The sequence below is a fragment of the Frankia sp. CeRuru1 genome, assembly GCF_977966315.1.
The window spans coordinates 1-4,158 of sequence record NZ_CDWWEW010000425.1 but is presented as its reverse complement, the minus strand read 5'-3'; the positions used below and the strand labels follow the sequence as shown (position 1 = coordinate 4,158).

At 72.4% G+C, this 4,158-nt stretch carries 4 protein-coding genes and 1 pseudogene; all 5 read left to right on the top strand.

The genetic code is table 11. The features are described 5' to 3' along the window. The first annotated feature begins 149 nt into the window (after positions 1-149). Entirely contained in the window at positions 150-1,508 is a 1,359-nt protein-coding gene (gene hemL / locus AC08OP_RS21850) for a glutamate-1-semialdehyde 2,1-aminomutase (RefSeq protein WP_476615895.1), read from the top strand. Beyond that, positions 1,505-2,152, top strand: coding sequence for a histidine phosphatase family protein (locus tag AC08OP_RS21845; protein WP_476615894.1), 648 nt, complete (start codon positions 1,505-1,507; stop codon positions 2,150-2,152). Before hemL ends, AC08OP_RS21845 begins: the two co-directional genes overlap by 4 nt. A gap of 71 nt (positions 2,153-2,223) precedes the next feature. Further along, the gene (locus AC08OP_RS21840) at positions 2,224-3,102 is read left to right on the top strand and encodes a putative RNA methyltransferase (protein ID WP_476615893.1); all 879 of its coding nucleotides are present in this window, start codon (positions 2,224-2,226) and stop codon (positions 3,100-3,102) included. 233 nt (positions 3,103-3,335) lie between these two features. Beyond that, positions 3,336-3,965, top strand: coding sequence for a TlpA family protein disulfide reductase (locus tag AC08OP_RS21835; protein ID WP_476615892.1), 630 nt, complete (start codon positions 3,336-3,338; stop codon positions 3,963-3,965). A gap of 34 nt (positions 3,966-3,999) precedes the next feature. Next, positions 4,000-4,158 (top strand): annotated as a pseudogene (locus AC08OP_RS21830) (cytochrome c biogenesis protein CcdA); the annotation flags it as partial.

The following is a 4,158-nucleotide window of genomic DNA, read 5'->3' as shown; positions in this document are numbered from 1 at the left end:
CGGGGCAGACCCCCGTCCACCGGCGGCTTCCAGCGGTGGCTTCCAGCGCTGGTGGCGGGTCGGTCAACAACGGACCACGGAGGGGGACGCGGCGTGCTACCGGACACGTGGAGCGCGGGAGGCGGGGCCGACCTGCGAGGATCGTGGGCATGGTGGTTCCGTCTGCCGCGCCGGCATCCGAGGAGCTGTTCCGGCGCGCCGAGCGTGTTGTTCCCGGTGGGGTCAATTCTCCGGTCCGAGCCTTCCGTGCCGTCGGCGGCACGCCGCGCTTCATGGTGGCGGGCAACGGCCCCTATCTGACCGATGCGGACGGGCGTACCTACGTCGACCTGGTGTGCTCGTGGGGGCCGATGATCCTCGGCCATGCCCATCCGGCCGTCGTCGAGGCGGTGTCGCGCGCCGTCTCGGCCGGCACCAGCTTCGGCACCCCCACGCCGGGGGAGGTGGAGCTCGCGGAGCTGATCGTCGACCGGGTCGGCCCGGTCGCGAAGGTACGCCTGGTCAACTCCGGCACCGAGGCGACGATGAGCGCCGTGCGGCTGGCCCGGGGTTTCACCGGCCGGTCGAGCATCATCAAGTTCGCCGGCTGCTACCACGGGCACGTCGACGCGCTGCTCGCCTCCGCCGGTTCCGGAGTGGCGACCCTCGGGTTGCCGGACACCCCGGGAGTCACCGGCGCCGCCACCGCGGACACCATCGTCCTGCCCTACAACGATCTCGCGCTGGTCGAGGCGGCCTTCGCCGAGCGCGGTGAGACGATCGCGGCGGTCATCACGGAGGCCGCCGCCGCCAACATGGGGGTCGTCCCGCCGCTGCCCGGCTTCAACGCCGGGTTGCGCCGGCTGTGCGACATCCACGGCGCGCTGCTCATCCTCGACGAGGTGATGACCGGGTTCCGCATCTCACGCGCCGGCTGGTGGGGCAATGAGGGCGCGATCGAGGACTGGTCGCCGGACCTGTTCACCTTCGGCAAGGTGATGGGCGGCGGGCTGCCCGCGGCGGCCTTCGGCGGGCGGGCGGACGTGATGGCCAGGCTCGCACCCGCCGGCCCGGTGTACCAGGCGGGCACGTTGTCGGGTAACCCGATCGCCGTCGCCGCCGGACTCGCCACTCTGCGGGCCTGCACCGACGAGGTCTACGCCACTGTCGACACCCGCGCCGCCGACGTGGCCGGGATCGTCTCGACCGCGTTGACCGAGGAGGGCGTGGCCCACCTGCCGAGCAGCGCCGGATCGCTGTTCAGCTTCTTCTTCACCGACGCCGCCACCGTGGTCGACTACGCCGGTGCCCAGGCGCAGAACACCGCCCGGTACGCGGCGTTCTTCCACAGCATGCTCGACGCCGGGATCTACCTGCCGCCGTCGGCGTTCGAGGCGTGGTTCGTCTCGGCCGCGCATGACGACGAGACGGTGGAGCGGATCGCCGCGGCGGCACCGGCGGCCGCACGTGCCGCCGCGGCGGTACCCGAACCGGTGACCGTCTCCGCCTCTCCCGAGGGGCGGGCATGACGGAGCCGGCTCCGTTGACCCGGGTGCATCTGGTTCGCCACGGCGAGGTCTTCAACCCGGAGAAGATCCTCTACGGCCGGCTGCCGGGGTTCCGGTTGTCCGACAAGGGCCAGCAGCAGGCGAAAGTCACCGCGGAGTTCCTTGCGGAGCTGGACGTCGCGGCCGTGGTCGCGAGTCCGCTGGATCGTGCTCAGCAGACCGCCGCGCCCATCGCCACGGCGCACGCACTCGCCGTCCAGGCCGACCCGCGGCTGATCGAAAGCCGCAACGCCTTCGAGGGCAGAACGTTCGAGGCCGGCCCGGCGGTGGTCCGCTACCCCGCCCTGTGGCGCCTGCTGCTCAATCCGTTCCGCCCATCCTGGGGCGAACCGTACGACGAGATCGCCGCGCGGATGCTCGTGGCCGTCGCGGAATGGCGCGATGCCCACCCCGGTCGGCACGTCGTGCTCGTCAGCCATCAGCTTCCGGTCTGGACGGCTCGGCGTGCCCTGGAGGGGGTGCCCCTCTGGCACCGTCCCGACCGGCGGCAGTGTGGGCTGGCGAGCGTCACCACGGCCGTCTACCGGGAGTCCGAGCTCGTTGGCGTCCAGTATGCGGAGCCGAACGGGCCGACCGCGAACACGCCTGGATCGGTCGGCGCCTGACGAACTCCACCGGTCCCGAGTCACCGGCGCCGGCCGTCGCTGTCCCGCCCGCCCTCGCGTCTCTGCGGGCCGTGCTGCCGTTCCTGCGCTGCCCCGTGTGCGGCGACGCGCTGCACCGGACGGACAGATCCCTGCGCTGTCCCGCCGGGCACGACTTCGACGTCGGCCGCAGCGGCTATGCCAACCTGCGCACCGGCCGGACTCGGCGGGTCGTCGGCGACACCGCCGTCATGGTCGCCGCGCGGGAGTCCTTCCTCGGTGGTGGCCACTACGGGCCGCTCACCGCCCGACTGGCCCAGATCGCGCATCCCGTCCCCGGGGGGTCATCCGGGCTATCCGGGTCGCCCGGTCGGGTGATTCTCGACATCGGTGCCGGGACCGGGCACCATCTGGCCGGCGTGGTCGGTGCGCGGCCGGACGCGGTCGGCATCGCCGTCGACGTCTCGAAGTACGCCCTGCGTCGCGCGGCGCGTGCCCATCCCCGGATCGGCGCGGTCTCCTTCGACGTCGCCGCCCCCTGGCCGGTGGCCGACCACGCCGTCGCCGTGCTCCTCGACGTCTTCGCGCCGCGCAACTTGGCCCAGATGCACCGGGTGCTGCGCCCCGACGGGCTGCTCATCGTCGTTACCCCCGGACCGGGCCATCTCGCCGAGCTGCACGGCCCGCTCGGACTCGTCGGGATACAGGCGGGCAAGAGCGACCGGCTCGACGAACGAACCACCGGACGGTTCGAGCCGATCATCGTCGAGCGCGTCGACGTTCCGCTCACGCTGAACACCGACCAGATCGTCGACCTGGCTCTGATGGGCCCGACCGGCCATCATCGTGCGCCCGACCAGCTGCGCCGGCGGGCCGAAACCGCCTTCCCCGGGAGTGCCCCCGTCACGGCCCGTTTTCAGATCCGCGGTTACCGTCCGCTCCCGGTCCCGCCGGTGGCCGGCGGCCGGTGACGTCGGCGGAACGGTGCCTGCCCGGCGACAGAACGGTGCCCGCCTGGCATGGAGCCCACAGGTGTCCTTTGTCGAGAAGCCCATGCGCGTCTCGCGGCCCCGACACCTACCCTGAGTTGAGTTCTACAGTTGGTCGTAGACAGGTTCCCGGGTGGGAAGGGGCAGGGCACATACTGGTTCGCGTGGCGGAGAAGGGATGGCGGTCCGCGTCGGATGACAGTTCGGACACGCTGGTGACAGGCATTGCCCCGATGCGGCGGATGCGCCGGGCCCGGTCGGCCCGCCGTGCCCGCCGGGCGGGACGCGTCGCCCCGGCCGCCGTGGCGCTCGCGGCGGCCGGGCTGCTGGCCGCCTGCTCCCCCGGGGCGAACTCGGTCGACGCCACCGGTGGTGGGGGCTACGGCTTCGTCCAGCAGGCGGCCGGGCAGGACTTCGCCGCTCCCGGAAACCGGCATCCCGCACCCCCCCTGTCCGGTAAGACCCTCGACGGGACCTCCCTCGACCTCGCGTCCTACCGAGGGAAGATCGTTGTGATCAATTTCTGGGCCTCGTGGTGCGCTCCCTGCCGCGCGGAGACGCCAGGCCTGGTCCAGCTGTCCAAGGACAACCCCACGGTGGCGTTCCTCGGTGTCAACGAGAAGGACACCGTCTCCGGCGCGAAGGCCTTCGCGCGGGACTACGGCAAGTCCTACCCGAGCATCGTCGACAAGCTGGGCACCCTCGCCGCGGGCTGGCCGGTCGCTCCCGGCCTCCCGTCGACGTTCGTGCTCGACCAGAACGGGCGGATCGCGGCCCGGTTCACCGGTGGTGTGCTGCCCGACGACCTGAAGCCCGTGCTGAGCCGTCTGCGGGCCGAGGCGTGAGCGGGCGCCGTTCGCCCGGGGCGGAGGACCCGCGGTGAGCGTGGTCGGGCTCATCACCGACGGGCCGGTCCTGCTCGCCGCGCCGGTCGCCGCCGCCGCGGGACTGCTCTCCTTTCTCTCCCCCTGCGTCCTTCCACTGGTGCCGGGCTATCTCAGCTTCGTCACCGGCCTGTCCGGGGCGGAGCTTCAGGAT